This is a genomic window from Virgibacillus salarius (genome assembly GCF_039521925.1).
Lineage (GTDB): Bacteria > Bacillota > Bacilli > Bacillales > Amphibacillaceae > Virgibacillus > Virgibacillus salarius.
The window spans coordinates 1-26,373 of sequence record NZ_BAAACY010000040.1 but is presented as its reverse complement, the minus strand read 5'-3'; the positions used below and the strand labels follow the sequence as shown (position 1 = coordinate 26,373).

32 protein-coding genes are annotated in these 26,373 nt (G+C 36.0%); 22 read left to right on the top strand and 10 right to left on the bottom strand.

Annotated features, from left to right (window positions below):
• Window positions 1–277 precede the first annotated feature (277 nt).
• Window positions 278–1,126: a VOC family protein gene (locus ABDZ84_RS06180; protein WP_026679873.1), complete on the top strand. Its 849-nt coding sequence runs from the start codon at window positions 278–280 to the stop codon at window positions 1,124–1,126.
• Window positions 1,127–1,259: 133 nt separating this feature from the next.
• Entirely contained in the window at window positions 1,260–2,213 is a 954-nt protein-coding gene (locus tag ABDZ84_RS06175) for a calcium/sodium antiporter (protein WP_026679874.1), read from the top strand.
• A 90-nt stretch (window positions 2,214–2,303) separates the two neighbouring features.
• Here the strand turns inward: ABDZ84_RS06175 and ABDZ84_RS06170 are convergent, their stop codons facing one another.
• The 3 genes from ABDZ84_RS06170 to ABDZ84_RS06160 form a co-directional block, all read right to left on the bottom strand.
• The gene (locus tag ABDZ84_RS06170; RefSeq protein WP_026679875.1) at window positions 2,304–2,909 is read right to left on the bottom strand and encodes an alpha/beta hydrolase; all 606 of its coding nucleotides are present in this window, start codon (window positions 2,907–2,909) and stop codon (window positions 2,304–2,306) included.
• A 16-nt stretch (window positions 2,910–2,925) separates the two neighbouring features.
• Complete coding sequence (locus ABDZ84_RS06165; RefSeq protein ID WP_026679876.1) at window positions 2,926–3,348, bottom strand: MarR family winged helix-turn-helix transcriptional regulator; 423 nt, start codon at window positions 3,346–3,348, stop codon at window positions 2,926–2,928.
• 100 nt (window positions 3,349–3,448) lie between these two features.
• Window positions 3,449–5,023, bottom strand: coding sequence for a Vga family ABC-F type ribosomal protection protein (locus ABDZ84_RS06160; protein WP_026679877.1), 1,575 nt, complete (start codon window positions 5,021–5,023; stop codon window positions 3,449–3,451).
• A gap of 439 nt (window positions 5,024–5,462) precedes the next feature.
• Between ABDZ84_RS06160 and ABDZ84_RS06155 the strand changes: the two genes are divergently transcribed.
• From ABDZ84_RS06155 to uppS, 4 genes are all read left to right on the top strand, one after another.
• Window positions 5,463–5,795 (top strand): PadR family transcriptional regulator, encoded by a 333-nt coding sequence (locus tag ABDZ84_RS06155; RefSeq protein WP_026679878.1) that lies wholly within the window; start codon window positions 5,463–5,465, stop codon window positions 5,793–5,795.
• Window positions 5,741–6,424, top strand: coding sequence for an HAAS signaling domain-containing protein (locus ABDZ84_RS06150; RefSeq protein WP_343780573.1), 684 nt, complete (start codon window positions 5,741–5,743; stop codon window positions 6,422–6,424). The genes ABDZ84_RS06155 and ABDZ84_RS06150 overlap by 55 nt, the downstream gene beginning before the upstream one ends.
• Window positions 6,425–6,610: 186 nt before the next feature.
• Complete coding sequence (locus ABDZ84_RS06145; RefSeq protein ID WP_121604400.1) at window positions 6,611–8,071, top strand: DUF4153 domain-containing protein; 1,461 nt, start codon at window positions 6,611–6,613, stop codon at window positions 8,069–8,071.
• Window positions 8,072–8,121: 50 nt separating this feature from the next.
• Window positions 8,122–8,835, top strand: coding sequence for an undecaprenyl pyrophosphate synthase (gene uppS / locus ABDZ84_RS06140; RefSeq protein ID WP_034678401.1), 714 nt, complete (start codon window positions 8,122–8,124; stop codon window positions 8,833–8,835).
• A gap of 125 nt (window positions 8,836–8,960) precedes the next feature.
• On the opposite strand, the gene ABDZ84_RS06135 is transcribed toward uppS, so the two are convergent.
• Entirely contained in the window at window positions 8,961–9,503 is a 543-nt protein-coding gene (locus ABDZ84_RS06135) for a hypothetical protein (RefSeq protein WP_034678403.1), read from the bottom strand.
• 534 nt (window positions 9,504–10,037) lie between these two features.
• Between ABDZ84_RS06135 and ABDZ84_RS06130 the strand changes: the two genes are divergently transcribed.
• The 3 genes from ABDZ84_RS06130 to ABDZ84_RS06120 all read left to right on the top strand — a co-directional run bounded on the left by ABDZ84_RS06130 (window position 10,038) and on the right by ABDZ84_RS06120 (window position 12,108).
• Window positions 10,038–10,370 (top strand): ArsR/SmtB family transcription factor, encoded by a 333-nt coding sequence (locus tag ABDZ84_RS06130; protein ID WP_343780569.1) that lies wholly within the window; start codon window positions 10,038–10,040, stop codon window positions 10,368–10,370.
• A 2-nt stretch (window positions 10,371–10,372) separates the two neighbouring features.
• Window positions 10,373–10,639 carry a hypothetical protein gene (locus ABDZ84_RS06125; protein ID WP_026679883.1) on the top strand — a complete coding sequence of 89 codons (267 nt, stop codon included), beginning with the start codon at window positions 10,373–10,375 and terminating at the stop codon, window positions 10,637–10,639.
• 566 nt (window positions 10,640–11,205) lie between these two features.
• Complete coding sequence (locus tag ABDZ84_RS06120; protein ID WP_026679884.1) at window positions 11,206–12,108, top strand: macrolide 2'-phosphotransferase; 903 nt, start codon at window positions 11,206–11,208, stop codon at window positions 12,106–12,108.
• Window positions 12,109–12,415: 307 nt separating this feature from the next.
• Here the strand turns inward: ABDZ84_RS06120 and ABDZ84_RS06115 are convergent, their stop codons facing one another.
• Complete coding sequence (locus tag ABDZ84_RS06115) at window positions 12,416–13,549, bottom strand: conserved virulence factor C family protein (RefSeq protein ID WP_121604402.1); 1,134 nt, start codon at window positions 13,547–13,549, stop codon at window positions 12,416–12,418.
• 267 nt (window positions 13,550–13,816) lie between these two features.
• On the opposite strand from ABDZ84_RS06115, the gene ABDZ84_RS06110 reads away from it, so the two are divergent.
• Complete coding sequence (locus ABDZ84_RS06110) at window positions 13,817–14,290, top strand: acyl-CoA thioesterase (RefSeq protein ID WP_026679886.1); 474 nt, start codon at window positions 13,817–13,819, stop codon at window positions 14,288–14,290.
• A 339-nt stretch (window positions 14,291–14,629) separates the two neighbouring features.
• On the opposite strand, the gene ABDZ84_RS06105 is transcribed toward ABDZ84_RS06110, so the two are convergent.
• Window positions 14,630–15,079, bottom strand: a complete 450-nt coding sequence (locus tag ABDZ84_RS06105; protein ID WP_026679887.1) for a YaiI/YqxD family protein — start codon at window positions 15,077–15,079, stop codon at window positions 14,630–14,632.
• A 152-nt stretch (window positions 15,080–15,231) separates the two neighbouring features.
• Here ABDZ84_RS06105 and ABDZ84_RS06100 point away from each other — a divergent pair, with 152 nt between their 5' ends.
• The 4 genes from ABDZ84_RS06100 (at window position 15,232) to ABDZ84_RS06085 (ending at window position 17,683) form a co-directional block, all read left to right on the top strand.
• Window positions 15,232–15,600, top strand: a complete 369-nt coding sequence (locus ABDZ84_RS06100) for a PadR family transcriptional regulator (protein ID WP_121604403.1) — start codon at window positions 15,232–15,234, stop codon at window positions 15,598–15,600.
• Complete coding sequence (locus ABDZ84_RS06095; protein WP_166530417.1) at window positions 15,584–16,591, top strand: HAAS signaling domain-containing protein; 1,008 nt, start codon at window positions 15,584–15,586, stop codon at window positions 16,589–16,591. Before ABDZ84_RS06100 ends, ABDZ84_RS06095 begins: the two co-directional genes overlap by 17 nt.
• A gap of 83 nt (window positions 16,592–16,674) precedes the next feature.
• Window positions 16,675–17,178 carry a GNAT family N-acetyltransferase gene (locus ABDZ84_RS06090; RefSeq protein ID WP_343780563.1) on the top strand — a complete coding sequence of 168 codons (504 nt, stop codon included), beginning with the start codon at window positions 16,675–16,677 and terminating at the stop codon, window positions 17,176–17,178.
• Window positions 17,171–17,683: a GNAT family N-acetyltransferase gene (locus tag ABDZ84_RS06085; RefSeq protein ID WP_246484719.1), complete on the top strand. Its 513-nt coding sequence runs from the start codon at window positions 17,171–17,173 to the stop codon at window positions 17,681–17,683. Before ABDZ84_RS06090 ends, ABDZ84_RS06085 begins: the two co-directional genes overlap by 8 nt.
• Window positions 17,684–18,008: 325 nt before the next feature.
• Here the strand turns inward: ABDZ84_RS06085 and ABDZ84_RS06080 are convergent, their stop codons facing one another.
• Window positions 18,009–18,635, bottom strand: a complete 627-nt coding sequence (locus ABDZ84_RS06080) for a flavin reductase family protein (protein ID WP_026679892.1) — start codon at window positions 18,633–18,635, stop codon at window positions 18,009–18,011.
• 89 nt (window positions 18,636–18,724) lie between these two features.
• Between ABDZ84_RS06080 and ABDZ84_RS06075 the strand changes: the two genes are divergently transcribed.
• From ABDZ84_RS06075 to ABDZ84_RS06055, 5 genes are all read left to right on the top strand, one after another.
• The gene (locus tag ABDZ84_RS06075) at window positions 18,725–19,423 is read left to right on the top strand and encodes an ArsR/SmtB family transcription factor (RefSeq protein WP_121604405.1); all 699 of its coding nucleotides are present in this window, start codon (window positions 18,725–18,727) and stop codon (window positions 19,421–19,423) included.
• 190 nt (window positions 19,424–19,613) lie between these two features.
• Window positions 19,614–19,997 (top strand): GntR family transcriptional regulator, encoded by a 384-nt coding sequence (locus ABDZ84_RS06070; RefSeq protein ID WP_026679894.1) that lies wholly within the window; start codon window positions 19,614–19,616, stop codon window positions 19,995–19,997.
• A complete protein-coding gene (locus tag ABDZ84_RS06065) occupies window positions 19,997–20,887 on the top strand; it encodes an ATP-binding cassette domain-containing protein (RefSeq protein ID WP_026679895.1) in 891 nt (296 codons plus the stop codon). The genes ABDZ84_RS06070 and ABDZ84_RS06065 overlap by 1 nt, the downstream gene beginning before the upstream one ends.
• On the top strand, window positions 20,874–21,614 hold the full coding sequence (locus tag ABDZ84_RS06060) for a hypothetical protein (RefSeq protein ID WP_026679896.1): 741 nt from the start codon (window positions 20,874–20,876) through the stop codon (window positions 21,612–21,614). The genes ABDZ84_RS06065 and ABDZ84_RS06060 overlap by 14 nt, the downstream gene beginning before the upstream one ends.
• The gene (locus ABDZ84_RS06055) at window positions 21,611–22,321 is read left to right on the top strand and encodes a hypothetical protein (RefSeq protein ID WP_343780558.1); all 711 of its coding nucleotides are present in this window, start codon (window positions 21,611–21,613) and stop codon (window positions 22,319–22,321) included. Before ABDZ84_RS06060 ends, ABDZ84_RS06055 begins: the two co-directional genes overlap by 4 nt.
• 243 nt (window positions 22,322–22,564) lie before the next feature.
• Here ABDZ84_RS06055 and ABDZ84_RS06050 read toward each other — a convergent pair whose 3' ends face one another.
• Window positions 22,565–23,098, bottom strand: coding sequence for a GNAT family N-acetyltransferase (locus tag ABDZ84_RS06050; RefSeq protein ID WP_343780556.1), 534 nt, complete (start codon window positions 23,096–23,098; stop codon window positions 22,565–22,567).
• Window positions 23,099–23,110: 12 nt separating this feature from the next.
• The gene (locus ABDZ84_RS06045) at window positions 23,111–23,740 is read right to left on the bottom strand and encodes a TetR/AcrR family transcriptional regulator (RefSeq protein ID WP_026679899.1); all 630 of its coding nucleotides are present in this window, start codon (window positions 23,738–23,740) and stop codon (window positions 23,111–23,113) included.
• Window positions 23,741–24,027: 287 nt separating this feature from the next.
• On the opposite strand from ABDZ84_RS06045, the gene ABDZ84_RS06040 reads away from it, so the two are divergent.
• From ABDZ84_RS06040 to ABDZ84_RS06030, 3 genes are read left to right on the top strand one after another with little or no spacing between them, the layout of a single operon-like run.
• Window positions 24,028–24,447, top strand: coding sequence for a DUF5082 domain-containing protein (locus tag ABDZ84_RS06040; protein WP_026679900.1), 420 nt, complete (start codon window positions 24,028–24,030; stop codon window positions 24,445–24,447).
• Complete coding sequence (locus tag ABDZ84_RS06035; RefSeq protein ID WP_026679901.1) at window positions 24,447–24,728, top strand: YwqI/YxiC family protein; 282 nt, start codon at window positions 24,447–24,449, stop codon at window positions 24,726–24,728. The genes ABDZ84_RS06040 and ABDZ84_RS06035 overlap by 1 nt, the downstream gene beginning before the upstream one ends.
• A 53-nt stretch (window positions 24,729–24,781) precedes the next feature.
• Window positions 24,782–25,468: an LXG domain-containing protein gene (locus ABDZ84_RS06030; protein WP_121604407.1), complete on the top strand. Its 687-nt coding sequence runs from the start codon at window positions 24,782–24,784 to the stop codon at window positions 25,466–25,468.
• 143 nt (window positions 25,469–25,611) lie between these two features.
• Here ABDZ84_RS06030 and ABDZ84_RS06025 read toward each other — a convergent pair whose 3' ends face one another.
• On the bottom strand, window positions 25,612–25,797 hold the full coding sequence (locus tag ABDZ84_RS06025) for a DUF362 domain-containing protein (protein ID WP_343780577.1): 186 nt from the start codon (window positions 25,795–25,797) through the stop codon (window positions 25,612–25,614).
• Window positions 25,798–26,373: the final 576 nt, after the last annotated feature.

Here is a 26,373-nt window from a genome sequence, read left to right as displayed (position 1 = left end):
AACTATCGGATGTGCTCTAGCTATGGCAAACAGGAAAGGACCGGGCTGGTTTTTGCCCGGTTTTTCTTAATTCAGGTTTTTTAGTTAAAACGTCATGATCAAATTGTGCTTATCATTGATTGTAATAAAGGTTGTAGTATAAGACGTGAATTTATAGGTATGTATTAATTCATTTGTATAGATTAATAAATTGACAGTTAAGAAAATAGATTATAAACTTACATAAAGTAACTGTATTTCAAAATGTAATTATATAAAAGAAGAGAGGACAATGGTTATGGAAAGAACATTCTTTAGCAATCGTGCAACATATGTAGGCGACGTATCCATCCATGTTACGAATCTGAACAACTCACTTGATTTTTATCAGAACATCATTGGATTCCATATCCTTGAAAGGAATGAGCGGAAGGTGGTCTTAACAGCGGATGGCAAAACATCATTACTCACCTTAGAGGAGCCAGAAAAAGTATTATCTAAGCAGGTGAAAACAACGGGTTTGTACCATTTTGCATTATTATTACCAACACGTGCTGATCTTGCTTCTTTTTTAATGCACTGTTTGCAACAAAATGTCCAGTTAGGGGCATCTGATCACCTTGTTAGTGAAGCATTATATTTATCAGATCCAGATGGTAATGGTATTGAGGTCTATTCTGATCGACTATCGTCAGCGTGGGAGTGGATAAATAATCAAGTGACCATGGCAACAGAACCGTTAGAAGGTGAGGGGCTTCTAGCTGAATTGAAATCACCATGGATGTATTTACCAAATAAAACGGTTATGGGTCATATTCACTTGCATGTCGCACACTTAGAAGAAGCCAAACAATTTTATGTAGAAGGTCTTGGATTTAACGTCGTTTCCAACTATCCTGGTGCATTATTTATATCTACAGCGAATTATCATCATCATATTGGACTTAATATATGGAATGGTGAGGGAGCACCGGCACCGGAAAATAATAGTGTGGGTCTAAAATTATTTACACTTGTTTACCCAGATAAGCAAACATTAGATGATGCAATCGACCGCTTAAAGGCTAGTGAGGTTAAAATAAAGGAAGAGAATAATGGATACTTAGTGGAAGACCCTTCAAAGAATCTCATTCATTTACGGAAATAAAAAAGCTATCATTTCCTAGCTCTTTCTTTGAAGAATTTCTAAAGAAATTTAAATATGTCTACATGTTTTTGTGACTTTTTGATACATTAAACCGTAGTACAACTGATAACTTTTTGTAGAAGAGGAAGGTCACATGGCATATTTATTTTTGATTATTGGTTTCGTTTTGTTAATTAAAGGTGCAGATTTATTTGTGGATGGTTCATCGAATATTGCTAGATTGCTTCGCATTCCACCAATCTTAATAGGTTTAACAATCGTGGCATTTGGTACTAGCTCACCTGAAGCAACGGTGAGTATTGTTGCGGCTTTACAAGGTACTGCAGATGTTTCAATGGGGAACGTTATTGGGAGTAATATTTTTAATTTAACACTTGTCGTTGGGATTGCGACGATTTTGTTCCCAATCAAAGTAGAAAATGAGACGATTCGTAAGGAAATTCCATTTACATTATTGGCCAGTGTAGCACTATTAATTTTAATTAGCGATACGGTTTTACAAGGGTTTGAGATAAACTATATCTCTCGAAGTGATGGACTAATCTTTTTACTATTCCTTTCTGTTTTTATGTATTATGTGATTGAGGTCGCATTAAAGAGTAGAGAAAATACAGCGCAAGACAAATCAGCAAAACAAACAAAATGGGGGAAGAACATTTTAATTACAGTACTGGGATTAGCTGGTATTGTTATTGGTGGACAAATGGTAGTTAATAACGGGAAGGAAATCGCTTATTCACTGGGAATGAGTGAAGCTCTAGTTGGTTTAACAATCATTGCAGTTGGAACTTCCCTTCCAGAGCTAGTGACCTCCATTACAGCTGCTTTGAAAAAGGAAAGTGAAATTGCATTAGGAAATATCGTTGGAAGCAATATCTTTAATATCTTATTTGTACTTGGAACATCATCTGTGATTACGCCACTAGCTGTTAATGGTAAAGTTATTATAGACATTATCATGATGATTGGTTTAACGGTTTTGCTGCTAATTTTTTCGAGGACAAATTATCGAATAGGGAAGACAGAGGGAGTATTTCTTGTAGCTGGTTATGTGCTATATGTAGCTTACATTATTATTCGGAATTAACAAAAAAATAAGCATAAGATGAACTGCACCTCCGTTGTTAGACAGATCTTACAATAGGGTGCAGTTCAATTATACGTTAGTGCTCCTATTTTATAACTGTTGGTACCAATTTCTCGCAGCCTCTACCTCATTTAACGTTAACTGATGACCTTGATTTTCCCAATGTAATTTTACATTTGCTCCTGCATTTTCTAATAATTGCCTCAGTTCTTCAGATTCTTCAGCAGGACATATTGGATCATTCGTACCTGCTGCAATAAATACATTGATCCCAGAAAGATTTGGTAATGAAATTCCTCTTCGAGGTACCATCGGGTGATGAAGAATAGCACCTTTTAAGGGATTTTTATAATGAAAAAGTAAACTTGCAGCAATATTAGCGCCATTGGAATATCCAACAGCAATGATATGATGACGATCAAACTGATAGTTTTCTGCAGCCTCATCTAAAAATTCATTTAGTTCTTTTGTACGGAAAATTAAATCTGCTTCATCGAATACTCCTTCTGCTAATCGTTTGAAATAGCGTGGCATTCCATTTTCAAGAATATTACCGCGTACACTGAGGATATTCGCTTCTGGATCAATTTTACTTGCCAATGGAATAAGATCCTGCTCCGTTCCGCCTGTACCATGTAATAATAAAAGCGTTGGTTTTGTTTGATCTGTTCCTTTTTGAAAGATATGCTTCATGATGAATCTCCTTCCTGGATTATGCGCGGCGTCCAACTTGTTTAAGAACATCAATTAACGATTTCTTTTGCTCATCGTTAATTCCGATAAACAATTCTTCAATAACCTTTTGATGCTTTGGGAATATTTCATCCATTAATTCCTTCCCAGCATGCGTAATATGAATATAAACAACGCGCCGATCTTCATGGCAATGTTGCCTTTCAAGTAGACCTTTCTTTTCTAGCTTATCAATCACGTATGTGATAGAGCCCGTACTAATTAATACTCCTTCCGATATTTCTCGAATCGTTTGATTACCTTTATGGTATAGCGTTTCTAATATAGTAAATTCAGAAGTTCGCATACCATAGCTGCTGATATCCTTTTTTATTCGCTCCTGAACGGCTTTTGAAGACTTCATTAATACAACAAATGATTTTAATGATAGATTTTCACTCAATATTTAACCACCTTAGACATTTATATTTAATTAATTTATTATTAATTAAATGTAAATCATTCGTTAGAGTCTGTCAACTTATTCATGTGTGTAACAATCGTCATTTATTTCTTATCAACTCTCTTTTTCGTGCTAAAAGTCTTTGGAATTCTTCATCTAGTTCCTCTGAAGGTTCTATACTAAGTTTACTTAGTATTTCTGTAATTTTTGTTTCTAATACAATCAATTCTTGCTCTGTTGCATTTTCTTCCGTCTTTGGTATATGGTTTTTGAATTCGTCATAGGTACCTTCAAAGATGTCAACTGTACCACTTTTAAAAGCAATAATTCGTGAGGCAATGCTTTGGATAAAACGCCGATCATGGGAGACGAATAGTACTGTTCCCTGATAATTTTTTAGCAATTCTTCCAGTGCTTCTACTGCTTCGATATCTAAAAAATTGGTTGGCTCATCTAAAACAATGGTGTTTATATTACTTACAAATAACTTAGCAAAAGCAACCTTTACACGTTCTCCCCCACTAAGTACTTGCACACGTTTATACACATCATCTTGAGAAAAGTGGAGCCTTGCCAATACAGTCCGAATCAAGGTCTCATCTTGAATCGATGTAATACTGACATTCTTTATAATGGTTTCATTTGTATCAAGTATATCTAGGTTTTGACTAAAATAACCAATTTTCATTGATGGCGAATGATGAACATGTTCTCCTTCGTTTACCATTTTTTTAATGAGCGTAGTTTTCCCACTTCCGTTAGGACCAATTACGGCGATTTTATCTCCGCCTCTAACGTGAAAACGAACTTGATTAAAGAGAGTGCGTTTTCCCACCTTTCCTTTTAGGTCTTCAACACGTAAGATTATCCTACCATTTATCTTTATATCATTAGGTAGATTCATTTTAATGGGAGTAGGTTCTTTCACTTTATCCACTTTTTCTAGTTTCTCTAACCTAGTTTCTATGGCTTTGACTGTTTTCCGTAATTTTTTTTGTTTATTAGCAAAATAGGGTTTGGCACCTGTTATTTTGGCTTCTGAGTTAGTTGTCTGCTTTGGCTTTTTAGTTGCTCGTTGCGCTTTTTGTTCTTTTAATTCTAGGGCTTCTTCCAATTGCGTTTTCTTTTTGATATATTGATCATAAGCCTGCTCCTGCTGTCTTCTTTCGAGCTTCTTTTGTGCGCGATAATCTGAGTAATTGCCTTTGTATACGGACAATCTCCCGTCTTCTAATTCCCAAATGGTCGTACATAGTGCATCTAAAAATTCTCGATCATGGGAAACGATGATCAATGCACCATGCCATTTTTGTAGCTGTTTTTCCAACTTTTCAATATGAAATGTATCCAAATTCGTAGTCGGCTCATCCGCAAATAAGATATCTGATTTTTTTGCCAAAGAATGGTTTATATATTCTTGTGTAACTTCACCACCACTTTTGGTCGTAGTTGTTCGTTTCAATTGGGGAAGTAATTCACGTGTTCCTTGTGAGATTACCTCACCTTCTTCAGGCGTTTCTTCACCTGCCAGTAGTTGGAGCAAGGTTGTTTTTCCGCTTCCATTTTTTCCGACAAGACCTATTCGATGGTGCTTATGGATACGAAGTGTTTCTACATCAATTAATTTCCGATCCTGTATAAATACTTTTAATTTTTGAGCTTCCAATAACTTCATACATTTCATCTCCAATTCCTTTAAAAGTAGAGACAAAAAATGCCTCCCACTCATTTCAGAATAGGAGGCAAATGTGTATTGGCTAACTTACACGGTTGTCTGCGAATAATCAAATACATTAGACAGCGTTTTTTTAACCAGTCACATCAAGCACAATCCTATTCTGAAACTTCGTTAATGGCATAGCAAAATAAACAGATTGAATCTGTTATTAGACTACCCTTACTCGAATGTTTTCAGTGAATAGGATTAGTACTTCATGTAATTAGGTCACCCTTTACAATTTTATTAGTGCAATTATATATAATTTCCTTTATTTTGTCTATAATACAATCGGCTAATAATTCAAATATGGTGTTAGACATTTATGATAGCCCTTTACAAAAGAGCAAGTATTTTATATAGTGTATATACCTAATATTTCTAGGTAGGTGAGAAAATGTTTAACCGAGAGTTAGTAAAAGGAAGTACTTCCTTACTTGTATTACAGCTTTTAAATGAACGCGATATGTATGGCTATGAGCTAGTTAAGGAAATGGACCAGCGTAGTGAACATCATTTGCAAATCAAAGAAGGAACATTATATCCCGCGCTCCATAAACTCGAAAAACAGGGATATATTACTTTTTATTGGCAAGAGCAAGAAAAGGGACCAGCAAGGAAATATTATTGCATAACAGAGCAAGGGAAAGCAATGCTGGAAGAGAAAACAAATGAATGGCATCGCTATGTACAGGTGATGAACAATTTAATCCGGAGAAAGGAATCATGAAGACAGCAAGTCAATACTTCCTTCAAGAACTAGAACAAGAAATAGGTGATCATCCAGATAAAGTTAATATTTTAGCAGAATATGAATTACATGTTCATGAATGGATGAAGGAAGAAGGTGCTGAATCTGTAGATAACTATTCGAAATTAATTGAAAGACTTGGTTCCCCTCAAGAAATAGCACTTTTGTGGAGACAGGAAGCAGCGATTACTCCTAAAAAAACACAATGGTTATTCGTTGGTTTAAATATTGCTATGTTTCTTGGCGGAGTAATTCTAACAATAATTTATAATGTTTTCTCTTGGCATTGGGTGGAGCAATTATGGCATGGACTAACAGAGACTACTTTTATTATAATGATTGTTTATACATTATTTTGGGGACTATTAGGCTATGAAATTGGTAAGGAGTTTGGTGATGGTGGTAGAAGGCTATTACATAAAACGTTTATCGTCTCTGTTGTACCAAATTTACTGCTTATGTATTTAACCCTTTTTAAACTTATTCCCTATGAGTGGTTTCAGCCCTTGTTAAATGTGCCCTTTATCATGCTTTGTATAGGTTTTACAATAGTTTTATATCCCGTGTGTTTGGTTGGTTTTCGTTGGGGACGTAAATTATCTGTATAATAAGTGCTTAGCCTTAATCATACGATACAGCGTAGTGATTGTTTTACTAAAAGTAGCGTGATAATAACAGCAACTTGATCGCGCTGCTTACACATTAATTTCAGATAAAAATTTTTAGTTATATACATAGTTATTCTATATACATAGTTATTCTATATATAAAATAACAATGTTTGGAGGGATTAGATGGTAAACCAAATAAATTTGCGAGGTGTGTGGTTATTATTAGTATCTTTGGGATTAGGGATAGTTGCAGAAGTTTGTTTTTTTCATGGTAAGATAGGTATCTCCTATATCGTATTTATTGTGGCATTATATATGGTAATATTTCTGCATTTTCAATTTGCATTTTATCATCGAAGAATTGGTATGCTGCTGATGGTTGTTATTTGGCTATTAGCAGGAAGTTATTTATATTTGGACTCGATTCTGTTTTATGAAATAAACTTAGTTGTTATTCCGTTACTTATATATTGTCATCTTGTCTTAATTACAACACCAGACCAATACGCTTGGGTTAGTATTGAATTTGTAACAATATTGAAAGAAAAGTGTAGCCAGTCCGTACGTTATAGTTTAAATGCTTGTGACGAATTATTTAAACGGGTTTTTAAATACAATAATAAGGATATGGTAATACCTATAAAACCCATACTGATTGGACTAGGAATTGGTATCCCATTGTTACTCATTGTTATAACCTTACTAATGTCTGCCGATAAGGTGTTTCAAGAATTAGTGCTGCGTGTACCCAATTTTATAATGCAAATGAATCTTTTAAAGGAATTTTGGCGTATAGCTATTGTGCTATTAGTAGCATTCTTTTTCTTCGGTTTGTTTCGTGTTTTGCCAAAAAAGCCCTCTACTCGTGAAGGGATAACAGGCCCACAAGAAAAAAATTGGAACGGGCTGACAGCAGTTACGATTCTTCTCATGCTGCTTTCTGTGTATTTACTGTTCGTGTGCATTCAGTTTTCGTATTTTTTTGGTGAAAGCCTTCATTCCGGTTACACTTTTGCTGAATATGCAAGGAAAGGTTTTTTTGAATTAATCATTGTAACATTAATTAATTGGTCGATACTAATTAGCTTTATGCGCTTCGTACAAAATACTAGTGTCAAGCTTAACCGTATGTTAAAAATTCTTTACACTTTGCTGATAGGTTTGACTTCGATTATGCTTATTTCTGCATATCAAAGGCTCAGTATGTATGAAGAAGCATATGGTTATACGTTAGATCGAGTATTAGCGCATGGATTCATGATCTTCCTTATGGTAATATTTGCATATACATTAATACGTGTATGGTTAACAAGACTATCACTTTTGCATTTTTATCTTATAGCAGGAATGATCTTTTATACAGGGATGAATGTGATCAATATAGAAAAGCTTGTGACAGATAAGAACTTAGAAAGATATGAAGAGACTGGAAAGATAGATATCTATTATTTGAACACACTTTCATATAGTGGATGGAATGGCTTGCTACAACTATATACAAAGGAACCTAACTATCATGGATTAGAGGAGTTATTAATAGGACGAATCAACCAGGTGCAGCGGAATACAGAAAAGTCGTGGCAATCCTTTAATTTTACTAGACAGAAGATAGAAGACAAATTAGATAATTTATATGTAGATTAAAAAACGATCCCTGGTTTTTCAATAGGGAGTTTAATGCAAGGGGGATCTTTATGAACGCATACATTCCTACACACGTTGCTATTATGATGGATGGTAACGGCAGATGGGGAAAACAACGAGGGTTAACGAGAAGTGAAGGACATTATGCTGGAGCACAAGCTATGGAGCATATTATCGATGCTAGTATAGAATTAAATATAAAAGTCTTAACATTATATGCTTTCTCATCGGAAAATTGGTCACGCCCAAAAGATGAAGTTAATTATTTGATGCAGCTACCTGTTAAATTCTTTAAACAAAAACTTCCAGAGTTTCAGAAGAGAAATATAATGATTCGCTTGTCAGGAAATATCGATGAATTGCCAAAGCGGACAAAACAGTCACTTATTCAAGCTGTCGAAGAAACAAAGAATAATACTGGAATCGTTGTTAACTTTGCCTTTAATTACGGAGGAAGAGCTGACATTTTACAAGCAATCCGTAAGATCATTGATGAAGCTCGAAATGAACAAATTGATATTAATCAAGTAGACGAAAAGTTGTTTCGAAATTACTTGTATACAAGTGAACTGCCAGATCCAGAGTTAGTAATTCGTACTGGTGGAGAAAAAAGAGTTAGTAATTTTCTATTATGGCAATCTTCTATGGCAGAGCTCTATTTTTCCGATGTGTACTTTCCGGATTTTAATGAACAGGAACTATGTGCTGCAATACGAGAATTTCAACGTAAACAATGGACGAAACATAGCGAACTATTAAGTTAAAAGCTCAAGCTTGGTCTAGCCAAGCCTTGAGCTTTTTTATAATCTAGGAAATTATAAAATAATTTTGGAGGTTATATTCTAGTTTCCATAAATAGCATTGACTATCTCTGAGCCTTATCCTTGCTTTAAAGATTCTGAACGGTTTGAAGCTTATAGTCTTTCAATTTACCTTGATAAATTGCTTGAAAATGATTAACTTGCTGTAAATCATGTGGTGTTACTAAGGATATAGGCTTATCAAAATCGACGATGTCACTCTCTTTCAATACACTTGCAACAAACTGAGAGCAAAAGAAAGCATTTTTTCGGTTAAATGGCATATTAAAAATAATGGCAATTAACCCTAAGAAATTATAGCGATACTTATCTTTTTCCTCTTCAAGCTGTTGAATATATGCTCGCATTTGCTGCCATTGCTGTTCCGTAATAGTAAAGGATAGAACTACACCTGTTGCCTGCTTAAATAGTCCATTTTTTACGTCCTCTTGAACAAACCCACCGATAAAAGGATTTTTAGCTGTTTTTCTTCCGAAACTATAAACACGTTCCAAAGAAGGATCAAACGAGATAGAAGCATGATTGTATGGTTTTCTAGTATATAACCGGATCAGTCTCGTAAAAACTGTCCCAGTATCTGTTAGCAGTATATAAACTTTTTTATTCTGCATAGCCCTCTCTCCCATTAAGCGATACTTCATGAGTTAAAATTTCTAAATGATAAGTCCAACTATATTAATTAATACGTAATAAAGTCCTAAATAGATTCTAAAAAATTTTTAGATTTTGTTCTAGTCTAGGAAATTATAAAATTAGCCATGTGGAAAAATATGGGTGTGTTGAGCCGTCCAGCTCCAGTGCTCAGAAACGAGGCGACTTCACGACACCCTAGGATAGTTATCATCGGCTTGTAAGCATACCGTGATTCCTTTATCTCCGTTGACTCGCTCCACAGTCGCTACGTTTCTAATTGAGCGCTTGTGTTTTTGTTCCTACTTAATCATAAGGTACTACTTCATTAATTATAAGTAGCTTAGGAAATATCTAGGTATACGACTTGAGATGTATATTTTCAAAACATGTGTTGACAAATTATAATACATGTAATAAATTTATTACACATGATAATTATTTGTTTGTCAATGGGGAAGAATAAGTGTCCATGGTAAATGCATTGATAATGAAGCCAGGAGTGTTAGAGAGAAATGGATAAGAAGCATCATTTAAATGGAGACCAGCTACTTGCTTTTTTTGAGGCATTAGCTAATCCTCATCGCTTAAAAATTATTTCTATTTTAGATCAGGAGCGAAAGTATGTTAGTCAATTGGCTAGAGAGACAGAGATGAGCAGACCTTTATTGTATATGCATTTACAGAAGTTAGAAAAGGCTGGAATTGTCACGAACGAAATGGAGTTATCGCATGATGGAAAAGCAATGAAATATTATGAGCTCGCTTCTTTTGATTTTAGAATTACTCCAAAACTAATCAAAGAAGCAGCTAAAACAATAACATTTAAAAAGAAAGAAGGGAAATAGGAATGGATTCTGAAACAATGTATGAATTAGCAGGAATGCTTTTTGTTGTGTTTCTTATTGGGTTTGCGGTTGTATTACTTGTATCGCTTACGAAAGTGTGGCAGACAAGAATTAAAACTTCAAAGGAAGAGGTATATCAAAAACTTGCTGCCGAAGCAATTGAAGTACAAAAAGCGTCTAATACGCATCAAGAAAAATTAACTGCTGATATGAAAGAAATCAAAGAAAAGGTTGCTTCCATGGAAAAAATGCTAAAAGAAGTGGAGTAGCAGTGAGAAGCTCAAATATAACTTAAAGACTTGCCGCTAAGGCGAGCAAAAAAGGTTTTAAGATAGTGGTTATGTGAAATGTTTCAGGGAAGTTCTTCTGGCGTAATAAAAGACTCCGACTTCAAGCAACACTGATCGAGTGTTGTATGGACATTATAATGTGGAGCATTTTTCAATCGTCAGGAAGGTTTCAACCAACACATGGTACGTATCGATGAAATAGTTAAATTAACTTGCAATTTGGAAAATATGTGCTATTCTAGTAATAGTTAAAAATGAACGGAGGTTTTCCTAATGATTTTAAACAGACTACGTTTCCAAAAGATTGAACTATTAACTGAATAAGTTCAAGGACGCTGGCTTGTACTGTAGCGTAAATGGGAATAGTCTGCCTTTTAGGAAATCATATAGTTCTGTAAAAAAGGGGGGTATACCTCCCTTTTTTCGTTTAGAAAAAATAAAGGGTGATCTATATAATACAGTACACAGGCAGTGGTCTGTGTTTTTTATTTGGTTATAATTAGCCATCACAAAAGGGGCACTAACTATGGGGAGGAGTGGTTGTCATGACATTGTCAAAAAAACAAGTTATGGGATTGGCGGAAAAACATAATATGAATTTAGTGGAACAGTCGCTAAAAGAGAATCAATCTGGATTAGATTTTCATGTTTTCTTTGCGGAGGATCAGCTTGGTGATCAATGGGTGCTTCGGATGCCGAGGCGTAAAGATGTAATTCCAAGGGCCCGACAGGAGAAGCGAATATTAGATATTGCTGAAAGGAATCTTACTGTTCAAATCCCAAATTGGTCTATTTTCACCGATGATTTGATTGCGTATAAGCTATTAACTGGTATTCCGGCAGGGACTATTGACCCTGAAGCAAAAAGTTATGTTTGGGAAATTGACGACAAGAATGTACCAGTTGAATTTCATATAACCTTGGGAAAAGTAATAAAAGAGCTACATGAAAGTAATCATCAATCTGCTAAGGAAGCAGGAGTGACCGTTTATACACCAACAGAATCACGAGCATCCATGAAAAGCCGTATGGATAAAGTGCAGGCAGAATTTACGATTAGTGATTCATTATGGGAGCGTTGGCAAAGTTGGCTTGAAACAGATGCGATGTGGCCAGAACAAACAGCAATGATTCATGGTGATTTACATGCAGGCCATATACTAATTAATAAGCACGCGGAGGTTACTGGGATTATTGATTGGACAGAAGCTAGAGTAGATGATCCTGCTAATGATTTTGTAGCGCATCTTGCATCATTTGGAGAGGATGCCGTGAAAAAATTAATTGCTGCATATCAAGAAGCTGGAGGTTATGTTTGGCCAACCATGTTTGAACATATTGTTGAGCTTACTGCAGCTTATCCGGTTTCCATTGCCGAATTTGCATTAATCTCTGGAATAGATGAATATAAAAACATGGCACAAGAAGCGTTGATGTTAAACAACTAGTCTTGTTTACTAGTATGTGTCAAAAAAGGAGACAGGGACGAAAGTGTTTTAAGCAAAGAAAAAGCGATGACTCGTGCAATTAAACGGATCTGGCAATATACTTCGCTTTATGTGGGCGGCTAACGAGTCTCATCGTGTTAACGTACTATGTGGCTTTGCCTATGCCTTTTTCCGCAGGATAAGGCATAGGCAGCGCTACATCGCACGTAGAAAAGCGCTCTTCTTTTTCAAGAAGTCTACGTATATTTCCGGAGTTATAGTAGTACATTCTTCATTTAGAATTGCATTTAGCTAAGTACCGCCTTGATCAGTCTTTCTTTGTTGCCTGTGTCATTTGATTCCAAATAGAGCCTTTTGCTTCTTCTCCATCTTCAATTCGTGCTAAAGCCATCTTCACTTGCATTCTAACTTCAAATTCAGGATCTTCCATAGCAGTCCTTAGAGCTGAAATAGCAGTTTCATCTCCTAGCTCGTATAGAAACATCGCTGCACGCCAGCGAACAAGTCTGCTTTTATCAGATAAGGAGTGGATTATCTCAGGTATCGCCTCTTTAAATCCAAGGTCGGAGAGACAATCTCCTGCTGTTCGCCGAACATTGACAGCTTTATCTGTTAATGCTTTATATAAATAGGGAAGTACGTCTTTGTCTTCAATCATGCCGAGATAGGCAGTTGCTAATCTACGAATGGATGATTTTTCATCCTCTAGTGCTTTGTCTAAAACAGGTAAATCTTCTTTTGTTGGGTTCATTTGATCCAACGCAGCATAGCGTTCTTTCCAGTTCGGATTATTAAGCATTTCAAGTGTCACCTTTTTATTTAGAGAGGAAACAAAGGATGTATCATTAGTTAAGGCATAATTGACAAGGTCAGATAATCGCTGGTTGTCGTAACTTGCTGAAACCTCCTCAACGACATCCTGTCCGATCTCCTCTAGATCACCGTATCGCGGGTTTTGCTCGATCCATTTTCGTTCTTCAAGCATGTTTTCTGAAGCTGTGGAAGCGTTCATTGCAGCGTTCATAAATCTATCAGGCAGGCCGAAGCGTTTTTCATTGTCACCTTCTGTTAATTTCACCTGCATCGGAATATAGCGGAATGTTTGAATATAAACATGGACTTCTCCAAAAGCCTCTTCGTTACTAGCGCTGGTCGAAATAACATCATCATTTTCTTTTTCTACTGATCCTAAAACTTCTCGAACCGCCGGAAGTATTTCCTCCCAAGCAACTCGCGGATTTCGCTCCAGTGCGATAAAATTAATGACGCGGTAGATACCTTTTACTCCTTTAATTTCGAACAATTCTTGTATATAAACAGGTGCATCCTGTTTGTCATCAGCTAATGTAAAGTTTTGAGTTTGTCCATCCGTGAGGTGTTCATCAACATTAATTTTCATGGAATATGGGCTAGGTGTTGGTTCAATTGATACAATCTTCATAAAACATTCCTCCTTTTTAGATTAAAGCTTAACGCTAGTTGAATGAGCTGCCGACTTAACATTTATCATTCCTACTTTTTGCTGCAAGAGCTAAGCGATAGTAACTATTAATTTTAACAAATGGCCAAAAGATAATCTATATGGATATATTAAAATTCTAATAGCATATGGTTGGTATGATATAATAGTAAGGTTGATTTTAAAAGTTAGCTTACAGGGCATCTTCTCATGTAGGAGATGTTTTTAATCGTATAGGAGGATGGAAAGATGGAAAAAGTATCAATAAACGAATCAAGGACAGTGCAAACAAGGCTGGTGCTCCCACCAGATACGAATCATTTAGATACTATTTTTGGTGGAAAGGTATTGGCTTATATCGATGAAATTGGTGCTCTTTGTGCGATGAAGCATGCAAAAAGTGCGGTTGTTACGGCATCAATCGATTCGGTTGATTTTCTTTCATCAGCGAAAGCCGGAGATTCCTTAACATTGGAAGCTTTTGTTACATATACAGGAAGAAGTTCAATGGAAGTATATGTGAAAGTAACGGCGCGTGATCTAATTAATCAGGTTGAAAGATTAACAACGGAATCATTCCTCACAATGGTTGCAGTCAATGAACAAGGACAACCTATCCCTGTGCCACAAGTATATCCAGAAACGAATGAAGAAAAGAAATTACATGAAACAGCTCCATATCGAAGAGAGAATCGGAAAAGGCGTGCGACAAATAGAAAGTAGAAAAAAGAGGCAGGGACAAAACACACTTCTTTACTCAAAATACGAATAATCATGTTATAGGTAGGAGTATCATCGCCGCACCGTGAAACTATACGCTCTTTCCGCGAGCACAGCCTCAGCTAACTTGGTAAAGAAAAACACGTTACCAAGTGGATCTTCGGACGCGTGCTGTTCCCGCCGGATCCTCGCTTATTTCAGGTGCTAAATTTATTATTCTAATCAAAAAACGAAAAGATATTTAATTCAAATTAATTATCTTTTCGTTTTTTATTGTTTCTTCATTCTTTTGTCTCAGCCTCTTTTTTGTAGAGAAAAGAATAGCTAGCAGTCATCCATTTATCATTCCTGCCGTTGTTCCAGTAAATTTCTAAACCGTTCTTTAAATAGCCTACGATCTTCTTTTGAAAAAGGTTTCGGCCCTTTTGTTCGTTGCCCACTTTTTCTTGCCATAGCACTTAAATAGCGTGTTTGTAAAAGCTGGTCAATATTTTCGTTCGTATAAAGGAAGCCTTTGTGATGAACTACTTGACAGTGTTTAGCAAGCCCTAAGGATGCAAGGCCGTAATCCTGAGTTACAATAATGTCACCTTTTTGTACTAATTTCATAATTCGATAATCTGCTGCGTCAGCACCTGCATCAACATAAATAGTTTTGACTCCATCTAATTCGCGTCGATTAGAAAAATGGGAAAAGCTTTGAACAAGTGTAACAGTAATTTCAAATTCATTCGCTAACTGAATGACAGAATCCTTTACAGGGCAAGCATCTGCATCTACATATATTTGCATGATAAAACTCCTCATTTGTACTTATATCTTGGGGTGAGCATAGTTTGAAAGCTCTCAAATGTCAAGTTAAAGTATATGTTTTGTTTTGGTTATTAATGTGCACTTTACAATAGTATACGACATACACCATAATGTTTTTAGGAGTTGATAAGATGAGCGATATTAAACAGCACTTAGATAAACTAACGCAGGAACTACGTAGGGGTACGCTAACAATTGGTGTTTTAAGTCAATTATCGAAGCCACAGTATGGATACTCTCTAGTAACGAAACTAAATGGAGAGGGAATCCATGTTGAACCAGGGACGTTATACCCATTGCTAAGAAGACTAGAAAAGCAGGGATTGCTGGAAAGCACTTGGAATACAGATGAAGCCAGGCCACGGAAATACTACATGTTAAGCAAAAGAGGTGCAGAAGTATTTGAACTATTATGGCAAGAATGGGAGGAAATGGTGGATAGCTTAAACCATTTAATTGGTTTAGAAAAAGGAGGAGACTCGGGTGGAAATCATCGATAGGTATATTTACGCAGTGACGCAGCGGCTGCCTCAATCGCAGCGAGCAGATATTTCTCAAGAGCTTAAAGGTCTAATTACAGATATGCTGGAAGAACGAACGGATGGAAAGCGTACTACTGATAAGGACGCTGAGCAAGTATTACTCGAGCTAGGAGACCCAAAGCAGCTTGCGGAGCAGTATCGTGAAACAAAAAAGTATATCATAGGTCCTGAATTTTATGATCCATTTATGACGGTTATGAAAATAACATTATATTCTGTTGTTATTGTTATGAGTTTTGAATTTGTAATTCAAATTATCATGAACCCAGCAAGTCTATTGGAGCAGTTTGTAGATTATATTGTGTCATTTTTCACGATGATACCTATGGCGATTGGCTGGGTAATAGCTGTATTTGTATTGTTGGAGTATGTTCAAGTAAATGGACAAGATTTGAATATAGAAAAGAATTGGACACCATCTGATCTTCCGCAACTTCCCGACCTAAAAAGACAGATTAAGCGATCCGAACCGATTACAGCGATTATTTTCTTTATAATTGTTATGGCAATGGCGGTCTTTTCAAGTAACTACTTTGGCGTGTGGCGCTTTGAGACAGGAGAATTTGCTACTGTAGTCCCGTTCTTAAATGAGGATACGTATTCAGGTTATATGTTATTTATCCTTCTCATTCTTAACCTGGCTATAGTTAAAGAAATTGTCAAACTAATAAAAGGAAAATGGACTAGTAAATTGCTTATATTTACGGTGGTGATTGATATAATAACCGTTGTGGTAGTTCTGTTGATGGTAACCGGGCCTGATTTTTGGAACCCCGCGTTTATGCAAGAACTTGAGCAGGCTGGTATGATAACAGAGAGAAGTGAAAGCTATGAAACTGTTGAAAAAATCTGGGAAACGGCAACTCTTTGGACATTAATTTTAATGATTGTAGGGTTAATATGGAATATCATTGCTGGATGGTTAAAAGTTAGAAAAATGAATAAATAGATGTTTTCTTTTTCCGCCATATTGATTATAATTACTATCAATTATAATCAATATGGTTTTTTATTAGGGAAGAGGTGGAATTGATGAGGTTAGTTGAGCCAGCTCGAGAATGGGAAAAAGAACACCGAGCTTATGTGGAAGAATGGGGACTGACACGGATGATTCCTAGTAGTTTTGACTTAACAGGACATGACACTTATGGTGCCTACCTGAAGGCAAGGACTTTAAGACAAAGCGGTCATGGGAATCGTGTACCAAGCTCAAATTATTTCTTAATTAATGATGAGAATAGAATAGTAGCAATGGTTGATATTCGACATGAGCTTAATTCTTTTTTATTAAATGTTGGTGGTCATATTGGATACAGTGTTAGACCCTCCGAACGTAGAAAGGGATATGCCACTCGTATGCTTCATGAAGCTTTGGGAGTGTGCAAGGATTTAAAGATAAAGCGTGTACTAGTAACATGTGATGAGGATAATATTGGTTCAGCCAAAACCATAGTAAATAATGGTGGGTTAGAGGATAATAGCTTTATTGATGAAGATGGCACACTGAAAAGGAGGTTTTGGATCAACAATGACTAACAGCATTGATTCTATCATTATGGAATACATGAAAAAGGAAGACTGGCCAGAGGTAAGAGATATCTATATAGAGGGTATTAAGACAGGAAATGCAACATTTGATACAGAACCACCAACTTGGGATGAGTGGAATAGTAAGTATTTACAAACATGTAGACTTGTTGTACGTGAACATGGTAGAGTCGTAGGCTGGGCTGCTTTACTGCCAATTTCATCTAAGAAAGCTCACGCTGGTGTTGCGGAGCTAAGCATTTATCTCGGTGCAAAAAGTAGGGGAAAGGGATTAGGGAGAAGGCTAATGGAATTTCTAGTAGCGGAAAGTGAAGCTGCTGGTTTCTGGACACTACAATCTGGTGTTTTCCCAGAAAATGTAGGAAGTATTTATTTACATGAAAAAGCAGGATTCTATGAAGTGGGTATTCGAAAACGAATTGGAAAACTAGATGGCGTATGGCGTGATGTTATTTTATTGGAGCGGCGAAGTAAAGTTATCGGGATAGACTGAGCTGCTAATAAAGATCGCACCAGTTTTATCCCACATATAACTGTCAGTAAGACCCCCACTTCAAGCAATAAAGTGAAACCAATATTGGTAAGTGGGGATCGACTGTCAGTAAAGGTCTGATTGGAGGATAAACAAAATCCCCCACTAATTGAAGTTTCCTTTTATTTGACAAGCCCATTCCTTTAGCGATTTTGCTTGGTTGGATCTCTTTTTTCTCCGTTTTTCACTTCCTTTAGTGTAGAATTCACCAAGATGCTCTTCATTGTGTTGCTTTTCAACAGCTTGTTTGCATTATACACCAATCTGTTTTATCCTTTTCCTTCACCTAAATTTCAGATCGAAAGCTTTTGCCAAGTTCATCACTAATACCAAAGTAATGTCTAAAATTGTATAGTAGTGGACTCCATTTGTTTGGATTAATATGATTTTCATTCATAATAATTTCCTTATGTGCATGTACATGGATAGCCTGTGTTTCAACAATTGCAAAGAATGGAGCGTATTCGGGAATCTGAATATTCTTCACGATCGCTTCAATTTGTATGGGGCACTCTGCAATACGATTCGGCTTAACCTCTTTGGAAGGACAAGGAGTTAGCCCGCTAACAGCATACTTTTCCTTCTCATACTTGAATCCATTGTCTTTTTTAAAATTTGGTACAGGGTCTTTCCCGGTGTATGGAGCGAGTCGTTCAACATTCTCCCAGAGGGAAGGGTCTGGAATATTAAGAACACATTCAGGATGTCTCTCTAAGTTTTCGATTGCTTTTCCACCTAGACCAATTCCTAATACGATCGTATTACCTAATGCCCACGATGATGACAATGGACTAATATTAACTGTTTCATCCTCATTGCATGTGTTTAGTAAAATAACTGGTGTTCCGTAATAAAGAATTTTGGGTTGAATTGTTTCAGTGACGGGTACGTGCTTCCATTTTTTTGTTCTCATGTTTCTATCTCCTTTCATTCATTAATTTGATTGTATAACGTAATTATTTCGATTATCATCGAAATATGAATTACAAAAGGAGGAAGTCTATGAAAACAAATACAAATGCGGCGATAATAGCTTCACTTGTAAGTGAAGCGTCAAGAGCTGCCATATTAACGGTACTACTAGACGGTAGATATCATCCTGCTAGTGAGTTAGCGTATATGGCAGGAATAAAACCTCAGACAGCAAGCTTTCATCTAGCAAAAATGGTTGATGCAAATGTCGTAGCTGTTTCTCAGCATGGAAGGCATCGATATTACGGAATCCAAAGTCAAGAAGTTGCTCAAGTAATGGAATCTTTTTTATCGATAGCACCACCTATTAAGATTAAGTCTTTAAAGCAAGCAAAGGAAGATAAAGCCATTCGTTATGCTAGAACTTGTTATGACCATCTTGCTGGTAATCTCGGTGTAGCAATAACGACTTCCTTCCTTCATAAAGGTTTAATTGATGAAAAGAAAGAAATATTTACAATTACTGAGGATGGGAAAGAATTTTTTACAAGTTTTCAAATAGATCTAGAGAAGCTAAAAAAGAAGCGTCGTTCTTTTTCACATAAATGCTTAGATTGGAGTGAAAGGCGACCACACCTTGCCGGTGCACTGGGAAATGCATTGTTAGAGCGTTTTATAGAATTACATTGGATTCAGCAATTACCTAAAACACGTGCGATAAAAATTACAGCTGAGGGAGAAAAAGGATTTAAAGAAATATTCGCTGTCGATATGTCACATTCATCGTAAAAACTGCAAATGTATAATTTGCCCCAATTTCTAGAAAATATTTAGAAGTTGGGGTTTTATTTTGTGTTAAATTTATTAGTCTTGGTGTTATTTAATGATTTTACCTATTGTAATTTATCTGAAAAAGTAATATACTACATTACATGACTAATGCACTAACCTACATCTGATTGGAAGGGAGGCTGCAGGAATGCATTTGAGTACTGATGGCACGAAACCTATCTACGTCCAAATTGCAGAATGGATCGAAACAGAAATATTAAATGGTAATTTCCAGCCAGATGATAAAGTATTTTCTCAATATAAACTCGCAGAGATGTTTACCATAAATCCTGCAACTGCAGCTAAAGGATTAAATATATTAACAGACGAAAAGGTTTTGTATGGAAAAAGGGGACTTGGAAAGTTTGTAACAACGGAAGCAAGATCAATCATTGTTGATAAACGGAAGAATCAAACATTAAAGGGACTCATACTGGAAGTAGCGTTGGAAGCAGACCGGTTAGATGTAGACGAAGAAGAGTTAATAGAAATGTTAAAGCTAACAATGAAGAAGCAAAAGGGGGATGTGTAATGGGATTGATTACCTGTGAAGAACTAAGTAAAAGTCGAGGAGGCGAAAATGCATTAAATGACATTTCCTTTTCTATCAATGAAAATACAATTACTGGACTGGTTGGTAGGAATGGGGCGGGAAAAACGACATTATTAAAGATTCTTTCAGGATTATGGAGGGAATCTTCTGGGAAAGTGCATGTTCTTGAGGAACATCCTTTCAATAATTTATTTGTTGCTGTTAACTCTATTTATATTGATGATCAAATGGTATTCTCACAGACACTTTCTCTTAAGGATATTCTTATAGAGGCGGAACGATTTTATCCAAATTGGGATAGGGAATTAGCCAATCGTTTATTTGAATATTTTCAATTCCATCCGAAGCAGAAACATGGTCAATTATCTAAGGGGAAGCGAAGCACCTTTCATATGATTTTGGGGCTAGCCTCAAGATGTGCAGTGACAATCTTTGATGAGCCAACAATAGGTATGGATCATGCTGTTCGAAAGGATTTTTACAGAGCATTATTAAAGGATTATCTTACTGTTCCGCGAACGATTATCATTTCTAGTCATCACCTAGAGGAAATAGAAGAATTGCTAGAGCATGTCCTGTTGTTAAAGCACGGAAAGAAATTATTTCATTTGCCAATCGATGACGTTAAGAATTATGCGATTGGTTTAACAGGTAGAACTGAAATAGTAAGGCAATGGGTTAAAAATAAACAGATCATCCATATGGAGAATGTTGGTGTAAATAGCTCCTATGTAGTTATTAAAAATGACCCATTTGATTTAGATCAGGCTAGGCGACTTGGCATTAGCGTATCACCTGTTACTCCCAGTGATCTTTGCATTTATCTAACTGATCAGGAACAAGGGAGGATTGACGATGTCTTTAAATAGTATTTCATTTAGAAGTCTGGTTTACAGTCAGTATATATATAAATTAAAAAGCTATATAGGATTATTTAATTCTTTGGTTGTTTTACAGCTACTTGCCATTCTTTTTGCTCTAGGTGGCTCTGGTATGAGTGGTACGAGTGGATATGGGATTCGTATAGATGTTAATTATTACTCCGCCGATTTAGTTATCATCTTCACCATCCTTTGGGCATTTTTTAGTTCTATATTAATGACAACTCGAAGCTATCAAGAAGAAAGCTATACATTTGTTACGAATCGGCTTAGTAATAATCTTTCAAATATCGCAGTCATATTGACTATGAGTATTATTAGTGGTTCAACGGCATTACTATCCAAGCCGTTAATGAAAGTAGTCTTATACGTAATTGGTGACACATTTTTTATAGAAGCAGAAACGGCGATTAGCAGGATGGATCAACTAAGTGGAATTATAGCGACCATTTTGTATATTTTATTAGCAGGCTCGATTGGCTATCTTATTGGCACTGTTGCGCAAATGCATCGACTTCTCACTATCATTGTTCCGGTTGTATTCATAGGAATACTTGTTGCTTTTGATGGGGAAGGGCAATTCACTTCCAAAGTGACAGCGTTTTATTATCAAGAAACCTCCATATTACTATTTAGTGCAAAGATGGTTGTAACGATTGCCTTATTATGTAGTGCAGCTACACTACTTAGTAATAGAAAGGAGGTTAGACAATGAATGATGTTATCGTAACCTTTTTACCTATTGTCTTACTTCTTGTTATTATTACAATCGTATTTGTTATATCAAATGTATGGAAGAAATATGTAGGTGGTTATAGAAGAGGTATCAAGTGGTTGTTTGCACTATATTTTGCACTATATATTATGACGCTACTTATTGCTGCTTGTATTTCTTATATATTACCAATTGAAAAGCCAATTAAGGAAGAGAAGGTAGAGAATGTACCGTATATATATGATTATATAGAAAGTGGAAGGAAAGATGAGATTGATCCTCGGTTTATCCGTCGACAATGGGAATATTCATTGGCAGAAGAAGAACTGCAAATCTATGCACCTGAGAATAATTTCAATGGTACAACGATTCTCGTAGAACGGACGGATGATTTAAAAGACAAGGTTGAGGTCACTTTTTATCAAACACCTACTTATATGTATGGAAAGCGAATGACAGATCAAGCCCCGTTACCAATTATCAAGCAAGAGAAAAATGTACTATACATGATGAAGCCAGAAGAAGTTTCAGTAGAGGAGAATACCTTTAAGAGGGAATTTCCATTTAACCAATTTACTGGTGAGGAATTTATGAGTAATGGTGCAGACATTTCTTATGGTCAGGATTTACTTTTTGTCCGTATTGATCATTCCATTAAGGTTCACTTAGATGAATCTGCTGGAATGCATATATTTAAATCAGAGTGAGGCTTTCCCTAAAGGTTTATACAGTGATGTAATTGAAAGGACGAACAATAGTAGTGAAGCGTAGGAAATATACGTAGACTCTACGGGAACAGCACGAGTCCAAAGATCCCTGTAGCGACTCGAAATGAGGAGCTACAGAAACGGAGGCCGTGCCCGTGGAAAGTGAAGTATATTTCCGATGCTGTCATACATCTAGTATAGTTCGTCTTTTTTTGATAAGCCTACTTTTGTCCCTGCCTCCTTTCAAACATATTCAGTACGTAGCATTCCCATATGTAATAAGTCATGCCATTTCCCATTTCGATATAAAAATTGCCTAGATCTTCCTTCGTGAACAAACCCTAATTTTTCATAAAGCTTAATAGCCTTTAGGTTAAAGGAAAACACTCGTAAAGATAGTCGGTGTAAATTCATTTCTGAAAATGCATAGTTTAGTAGCAGTTGCATTGCCTCTTTACCATAGCCCTTTCCCCAGTAGTCTTTATTACCAATATCAATAATGCATTCTGCGTTGTGGTTTACATTGTCTATTTGTATTAGCGAAATAACGCCTATGGGTGTTTCGCCGCTGTCTTTAACGGTAATGATGTAGCTTTTTGATGTGCTACTATGGAGAATGACTTCTCTGACAAATGATTTCGTTTCTTCAAATGTATAAATATCTAGATTAGGACTCGTTGTCTGCATAACATCTATATCATTTCTCCATTGGTGGTAAAGGTCCGTATCCTCGATTGTCATTTTTCTTAACTTTATTCTAGAAGATTCAAATAACATATGATCACGCTCCTATTTTTGGGGTGTTTGTACTATTGGACAAAGCAAAGTCTTTAACGATTCCAAGAAAAAATCTATTTGTTTTTCCATGCTTGTCACCTGTGATCCAAGTAAATCGGTGTTTAATATCATTCCATCCATAAATGAAATAAGATAGTGTGCAATGGTATCTCCATCTGTAACTGGATTTAATTGACCGGCATCTTTTCCTTGTTGGATGGTATGTTTAATTCCTTCAACCATTACTTCATATCGCTTTTTAATATAAGAGAAATGCTCCTTGTTGTTAACATAGTTAGAAGAAAGAAAGAATTCACTGCGTGCTTGTACAAGGGATGGCTGATTCGTGTGAATATCTACTAGTTGTTCAATCCAAAAAGTAAGTTGTTGCCAAACCGATTTTCTACTATCTATTTGGATATTCGGCAACAGGTACTGATCGTCATTATAGAGTACCTCCACAAAGGCATGATCTATATTTTTGAAATAATTATATATTGTTCCCCTTGATACACCAGCAATATCAATAATGTCTTGTATAGTTGCATTTGTGTATCCTTTACTTAGAAAGACTTCACGGGCCGCAAGTAGTAGCTGTTGCTTTTTTTTCACTTTGTATGTACTAGTAACTTTGGGGGCCATATATTGCCTCCTTTATCTAAAGTGACAAGTATGTCATTTTAGGTAATTATAAATGACATCCTAATTAAAATCAATGTGCTATATTACAACGAATTTAAATATTTAATACATTTAGTGTTTTTTGATTCGTATTACCTAAGACAATCACTCCTGTAAAAACAGGCTCTTCTAAATATAGGCTTTTATGCCTCTTAAAATGGGGAATTTTATGCTATATAATAGTAATGTTAATGCTAATATATTTTATGATGTATGACTGAAGCTTCAAGCAGCACCGAGGTGAGAAAATGGAATCCTTAAACTGGATTAATGGACAAATCAGTCGGACACAGAATTCCCTTTACATGTTAAATGCTCAATTAGATGAAAAACGCAGGGAATTGGAGCGACTGGCATTAGTCCATTCTAATTTATATGATTATCAGAAAGAGCTTAAACAGCATAGAGATCTATGTATAAACCCAGAATTATCAGAAACTACGTGGTATGGACAACTTGCAAATCAGTTCCAACAGTATCGGGATCAAGAAATTCTATCAAATTATCAATCCCTGTATGACTATCAGTTAGTTCAAACGCTTGATCAATTAAATGACAAAATAAGGGAAACGAAGCAAGCCATTATTGATATTCGTATGGATGTATCTACACATAATACGGAGCTTGATCACTTATATGATAAGCAACGAAGGGAGTTAATGAGTTAGTGAGTGAAGAAATAAAGCTAAATTATGCACCGATAGAAAAGGCGTTAGCAAACTTACGAACAAACATTCAATCATTGGAAAATAGAATACCAAGTGATGCCCAAAGTGACATATCATTAGACATGGTAAATAAAGTAAACGAAATTAATCTTTTATTAGAAGATGTATTGAGCTCTTACCAAGCATTACTTCTTACTCATGAACAAGAAACATTGGAAGCAGTAAATCAATTATTAGAGACGGAAGAACGAATAGCTTCCAACATACAGATTGTTAAATAATAGGAAAACGACCACGATAACTCTTCAACAGCGTTCCCCATCAGGAGGTTTCCATGAAAACATTAGACATTCAGGAGTTAAATCACTATATTGATAGGTTACGAACAAAGCTTACAACTGTACAACAACAAATGAATGATATACGACAAGCCGTTCACCAATTGACATCGTTGGACCATGCATTGCAAGGAAATATGGGAACTGCAATTCGCTCTTTTTTTGCAGATGTCCATGAACCATTTCTACAATATCTCGATAATTTTCTTACAGAATACGATCAGGCGCTTATCCAATTAAAAGAGGCTGTACACTCATATGAACCAGCAGCAGATGGCTTAGTTCAGCAATCTTTTTTAGAAAATGATCTGGAACATGGCTTACAGCGAGTGGAAGATGTGACGAAGGGAATAACAGATGAAGTAAATCATGAAATTTATAAGATCCAAGATATTATTTCTCTACCATTGCTCGATGACCATGATCTACTTAGAGGTATTCAGCAAGCTAAGAATAACAAGAATGAAGTAATCGAGCAGTTGTATGCCTTAGATCGTTCGCAGATGAATACGTTAGAGCCTCTGTTACAAGAACTAACAGTAATGAAAAACTATATGGCCAATATTAAGGACGTTTTTTATCGTGAAAGTAATTCTATTTCAACATATGATGGTTCAACTTTAAAGAATAGTAGTCCGTATGATGAAGTCATTAAAGAAGTTCATCCACCCAACGATCAATAGCTGAACTTCTATCAAGTCACAGCATATATGCGTAGCTAATCACTAATTTTTAAATAGGATATAAAAGAAAGACTTTGATAACAGTCAATCAAAGTCTTGTTATTTTTTTGAATCGTATAGATTGGTTTTTGTAGAGTTAGGTTTTAATCTTCGAAAAAAGCTCGATTAATTTGTATATATTTTTCCTCTTCTTCTGGAATATCTTCTTCCATATAAATCGCTTGTACAGGACAAGCTGCTTCACATGCTCCGCATTCAATACATATATCGGGATCAATATGAAACATATCTTTACCCTCTTCAATGCAATCTACAGGACATACTTCTATACATTAAGCTGCTTTTTCGTTTTCACATGGTGAAGTAATAACAAATGCCATAAAAAAGTCTCCTTTACTTTATCGAATTACCATACTTTATAAGGCATAAGCTTTGTAGTGTTATTGTTTAGTACGTTGAAAAGGATGAAGGGAAAACGGTATTATGGTGCAACAGTTTATCCCACATATGACTGGCAGTAATACCCCCTTCAAGCAATAAAGTGAAACGAATATGGTACTTGGGGGATCGACTGTCAGTAAACACCCAATTGGTTCAAAGGGCCTTTAGGTCATATCCTTGTAAGTTAAGAAAGTATAAAATCAGTGCAATGACTGCGTTAAGCGAAGTAGTTATTTTGAAATGTTTGATGTATATTGGCAATGCTCCGACTAATTACTTCGCTTTCCGCGGGCACGGCCTCAACTAACTTTGCAAAGAAGAACACGTTGCAAAGTGGATTTTCGGCTCGCGCTAATCCCGCAGGAGTCTACGTAATTAGTCTCCGCTATGCGAGGGTGCAACAATTCTTGTCATAAGTAATAGGTTGACTTTTTTTACAATGGGTAAAGTGAAAATCGCTATCC

Excerpts from the sequence above, each read along its gene's own strand:
- ABDZ84_RS06050 (WP_343780556.1), bottom strand. The coding sequence starts at position 23,098 with ATGTTATTTGAATCTTCTAGAATAAAGTTAAGAAAAATGACAATCGAG.
- ABDZ84_RS06070 (WP_026679894.1), top strand. The coding sequence starts at position 19,614 with ATGCATTTGAGTACTGATGGCACGAAACCTATCTACGTCCAAATTGCA.
- ABDZ84_RS06040 (WP_026679900.1), top strand. The coding sequence starts at position 24,028 with ATGGAATCCTTAAACTGGATTAATGGACAAATCAGTCGGACACAGAAT.
- ABDZ84_RS06125 (WP_026679883.1), top strand. The coding sequence starts at position 10,373 with ATGGATTCTGAAACAATGTATGAATTAGCAGGAATGCTTTTTGTTGTG.
- ABDZ84_RS06135 (WP_034678403.1), bottom strand. The coding sequence starts at position 9,503 with ATGCAGAATAAAAAAGTTTATATACTGCTAACAGATACTGGGACAGTT.
- ABDZ84_RS06030 (WP_121604407.1), top strand. The coding sequence starts at position 24,782 with ATGAAAACATTAGACATTCAGGAGTTAAATCACTATATTGATAGGTTA.
- uppS (WP_034678401.1), top strand. The coding sequence starts at position 8,122 with ATGAACGCATACATTCCTACACACGTTGCTATTATGATGGATGGTAAC.
- ABDZ84_RS06060 (WP_026679896.1), top strand. The coding sequence starts at position 20,874 with ATGTCTTTAAATAGTATTTCATTTAGAAGTCTGGTTTACAGTCAGTAT.
- ABDZ84_RS06145 (WP_121604400.1), top strand. The coding sequence starts at position 6,611 with ATGGTAAACCAAATAAATTTGCGAGGTGTGTGGTTATTATTAGTATCT.
- ABDZ84_RS06090 (WP_343780563.1), top strand. The coding sequence starts at position 16,675 with ATGAGGTTAGTTGAGCCAGCTCGAGAATGGGAAAAAGAACACCGAGCT.
- ABDZ84_RS06100 (WP_121604403.1), top strand. The coding sequence starts at position 15,232 with ATGAGCGATATTAAACAGCACTTAGATAAACTAACGCAGGAACTACGT.
- ABDZ84_RS06055 (WP_343780558.1), top strand. The coding sequence starts at position 21,611 with ATGAATGATGTTATCGTAACCTTTTTACCTATTGTCTTACTTCTTGTT.
- ABDZ84_RS06105 (WP_026679887.1), bottom strand. The coding sequence starts at position 15,079 with ATGCAAATATATGTAGATGCAGATGCTTGCCCTGTAAAGGATTCTGTC.
- ABDZ84_RS06175 (WP_026679874.1), top strand. The coding sequence starts at position 1,260 with ATGGCATATTTATTTTTGATTATTGGTTTCGTTTTGTTAATTAAAGGT.
- ABDZ84_RS06080 (WP_026679892.1), bottom strand. The coding sequence starts at position 18,635 with ATGAGAACAAAAAAATGGAAGCACGTACCCGTCACTGAAACAATTCAA.
- ABDZ84_RS06130 (WP_343780569.1), top strand. The coding sequence starts at position 10,038 with ATGGATAAGAAGCATCATTTAAATGGAGACCAGCTACTTGCTTTTTTT.
- ABDZ84_RS06065 (WP_026679895.1), top strand. The coding sequence starts at position 19,997 with ATGGGATTGATTACCTGTGAAGAACTAAGTAAAAGTCGAGGAGGCGAA.
- ABDZ84_RS06150 (WP_343780573.1), top strand. The coding sequence starts at position 5,741 with ATGGCATCGCTATGTACAGGTGATGAACAATTTAATCCGGAGAAAGGA.
- ABDZ84_RS06115 (WP_121604402.1), bottom strand. The coding sequence starts at position 13,549 with ATGAAGATTGTATCAATTGAACCAACACCTAGCCCATATTCCATGAAA.
- ABDZ84_RS06120 (WP_026679884.1), top strand. The coding sequence starts at position 11,206 with ATGACATTGTCAAAAAAACAAGTTATGGGATTGGCGGAAAAACATAAT.
- ABDZ84_RS06085 (WP_246484719.1), top strand. The coding sequence starts at position 17,171 with ATGACTAACAGCATTGATTCTATCATTATGGAATACATGAAAAAGGAA.
- ABDZ84_RS06160 (WP_026679877.1), bottom strand. The coding sequence starts at position 5,023 with ATGAAGTTATTGGAAGCTCAAAAATTAAAAGTATTTATACAGGATCGG.
- ABDZ84_RS06110 (WP_026679886.1), top strand. The coding sequence starts at position 13,817 with ATGGAAAAAGTATCAATAAACGAATCAAGGACAGTGCAAACAAGGCTG.
- ABDZ84_RS06075 (WP_121604405.1), top strand. The coding sequence starts at position 18,725 with ATGAAAACAAATACAAATGCGGCGATAATAGCTTCACTTGTAAGTGAA.
- ABDZ84_RS06180 (WP_026679873.1), top strand. The coding sequence starts at position 278 with ATGGAAAGAACATTCTTTAGCAATCGTGCAACATATGTAGGCGACGTA.
- ABDZ84_RS06045 (WP_026679899.1), bottom strand. The coding sequence starts at position 23,740 with ATGGCCCCCAAAGTTACTAGTACATACAAAGTGAAAAAAAAGCAACAG.
- ABDZ84_RS06155 (WP_026679878.1), top strand. The coding sequence starts at position 5,463 with ATGTTTAACCGAGAGTTAGTAAAAGGAAGTACTTCCTTACTTGTATTA.